This window comes from bacterium endosymbiont of Bathymodiolus sp. 5 South, from assembly GCF_900128535.1.
Taxonomy (GTDB): Bacteria; Pseudomonadota; Gammaproteobacteria; order PS1; family Pseudothioglobaceae; genus Thiodubiliella.
On record NZ_FQTR01000186.1, the window covers coordinates 1 to 2,987 of the forward strand.

Consider the following 2,987-nt stretch of genomic DNA (forward strand, 5'->3'; position numbering starts at 1 on the left):
TCCAATTTTTGCCCAATTGGTGATTTCTTTAAACCTTGTCCTAGCAGGGCTAAGGCTGGGTTTAAAAAATCGCCAAGTGGGTGAAAAGTGGGTTTTTGATGATTGTTCCTATTTATGCAAAGGTCTCTAATAAAAGGGTATACAAAAAAGGAGGCTCCACCCCTTTATTTTCCTTATTTTTAAAAAACTAAAATCCACCACCAATCACTAAGTGACGTAAATGTTTCAGCAATGTTGTATGCTTGAGCAGAATTTCCTTGACTGACTACGGCTGCGAAGGCATTAATTGAAAACAAAGTAACGAATGGGATAAGTATTTTTTTCATGATATAACTCCTTTTTAATTAATTTTTATTTTGTATTACATAACAGCATAAATATATAATATGCATATTTATTATATAACAAAAACTTATTTTATTTATACAAAATTTATAAAAATTTTTAGTAAAAGAGTAAAAGGGAGAGTAAAAGGGGGCGCCACCCTTTTTTAGGCCTCCCCTTTTTTTAAAACTCAAATCCCTGCCCACCTTGTCGCTTAGTTTTCGAATAAAACCCTCATTGCCACATGGCAAACCTTTGTGTGTATTTATTTTTAAAGTTTTATCATGCTGAACACCAACCATAGATTTTAAATAATCCTGATACTCGCTTGGCAAAACTCCAATATCATAATCCGTTACAAGACTATTGTTAACAAGCCCAGCGTGACACATTGCACTTGAATATTTATAATCAGTTGCATTCTCTACCATTTTTGCCTTAACTGGATTATTTTCAACATAAGCAAAGCCACAATACGATTCTAGCATGTCTTGGCATGAGTTTATTTTAACAGAAATTAAAATAAAAAATAAAAGGGTAGCATCCCCTTTATCTCTCAGCGCAAGACAAGAGTTGTGATTTGCATTTAGGCGATAATCGGTTACAATTTTGAAATAACGACGAACACCTTTATACGCGTTGTGATTTGCATTTAGGCGATAGTCGGTTACAATTCACGTGTGGCAATAGCATCATTGCGGGAAGTTGTGATTTGCATTTAGGCGATAGTCGGTTACAATTCATGCTTGGCAAAGGAAGTAGGACGGTCAGTTGTGATTTGCATTTAGGCGATAGTCGGTTACAATGCTTGTTTGCACCATAAGCCGAAGCGGCCGGTTGTGATTTGCATTTAGGCGATAGTCGGTTACAATCAATATCATACTCGGGGAGAGCGTCACGAGGTTGTGATTTGCATTTAGGCGATAGTCGGTTACAATTTGTTGTTGTGTTATGCCGTTGTTGGCACCGTTGTGATTTGCATTTAGGCGATAGTCGGTTACAATCATTAACAGTAGTATGAACAGAATCGGTAGTTGTGATTTGCATTTAGGCGATAGTCGGTTACAATACGAGGGAAAAAGCAAAATTGTTCTTGGAAGTTGTGATTTACATTTAGGCGATAGTCGGTTACAATGAACGCTCATGTCTAACAGCAGGTATCTGAGTTGTGATTTGCATTTAGGCGATAGTCGGTTACAATTTAGTGCCAATGTAGTGGCAACACCTAATAGTTGTGATTTGCATTTAGGCGATAGTCGGTTACAATGCACGGTCAGATAAGCCAGCATGGGGAGGAGTTGTGATTTGCATTTAGGCGATAGTCGGTTACAATGAGCCTCAGAATGAGAAGGTTTATCCTTCAGTTGTGATTTGCATTTAGGCGATAGTCGGTTACAATCTTTGAATCAGCATTAAAGAAACCAAGACGGTTGTGATTTGCATTTAGGCGATAGTCGGTTACAATATTGAACACCTAAATTACCAACATCATTGAGTTGTGATTTGCATTTAGGCGATAGTCGGTTACAATTTATAGATCTATTTACCGATGTTATTGAGGTTGTGATTTGCATTTAGGCGATAGTCGGTTACAATTTTACAAAGAAAATATATCAATCCTCAAAGGTTGTGATTTGCATTTAGGCGATAGTCGGTTACAATTAGCAGTCAAAGATAAAGGTAGGCTCACTAGTTGTGATTTGCATTTAGGCGATAGTCGGTTACAATAGGTGTGAAAGAGAGCGATTTAGAGAGAGTGTTGTGATTTGCATTTAGGCGATAGTCGGTTACAATACTTTAGACATAACATAACTCCTTAGTGGGTTGTGATTTGCATTTAGGCGATAGTCGGTTACAATTAAATTTAGTAGACTTAGTAGACTTAGGACGTTGTGATTTGCATTTAGGCGATAGTCGGTTACAATCGGCCATGGCCGCATATTGCCACCAACCAAGTTGTGATTTGCATTTAGGCGATAGTCGGTTACAATACATCCAAGATTCTTATCCTATTGATACTTGTTGTGATTTGCATTTAGGCGATAGTCGGTTACAATAAAACGGGTCACGAGGAGGAACACGAACGGGTTGTGATTTGCATTTAGGCGATAGTCGGTTACAATAGTCTGAGCGACTTGGGTAACATCAAGGCGTTGTGATTTGCATTTAGGCGATAGTCGGTTACAATATATGAAAACGCTTCTGCATAGTCATCGTGTTGTGATTTGCATTTAGGCGATAGTCGGTTACAATCTGAAAGTGCGAAAAGTGTTGCAAGATACGGTTGTGATTTGCATTTAGGCGATAGTCGGTTACAATGAAATCATTATCTACTTGCGTGATATGTATGTTGTGATTTGCATTTAGGCGATAGTCGGTTACAATGAGAGATGCGATGATAATCAAGAATACAACGTTGTGATTTGCATTTAGGCGATAGTCGGTTACAATAGTGTCTATTGGTGGCTGGTTTATATCGAGTTGTGATTTGCATTTAGGCGATAGTCGGTTACAATTTTGAAATAACGACGAACACCTTTATACGCGTTGTGATTTGCATTTAGGCGATAGTCGGTTACAATAGACAAATTAGATCAGAGATCTCCATGGTGTTGTGATTTGCATTTAGGCGATAGTCGGTTACAATCCGTCAAATGATTGCG

The 2,987-nt window shown here is 38.0% G+C and carries 2 protein-coding genes and 1 CRISPR repeat array; both genes read right to left on the reverse strand.

Annotated features, from left to right (window positions below; all coding sequences use genetic code 11):
• Positions 1 to 179: 179 nt before the first annotated feature.
• Positions 180 to 326: a hypothetical protein gene (locus BBROOKSOX_RS09780; protein ID WP_180323973.1), complete on the reverse strand. Its 147-nt coding sequence runs from the start codon at positions 324 to 326 to the stop codon at positions 180 to 182.
• Between the two features lie 18 nt (positions 327 to 344).
• Positions 345 to 812 carry a hypothetical protein gene (locus BBROOKSOX_RS09785; RefSeq protein ID WP_139661500.1) on the reverse strand — a complete coding sequence of 156 codons (468 nt, stop codon included), beginning with the start codon at positions 810 to 812 and terminating at the stop codon, positions 345 to 347.
• 84 nt (positions 813 to 896) lie between these two features.
• Positions 897 to 2,971: direct repeats of the CRISPR family, unit length 36 nt; unit sequence GTTGTGATTTGCATTTAGGCGATAGTCGGTTACAAT.
• Positions 2,972 to 2,987: the final 16 nt, after the last annotated feature.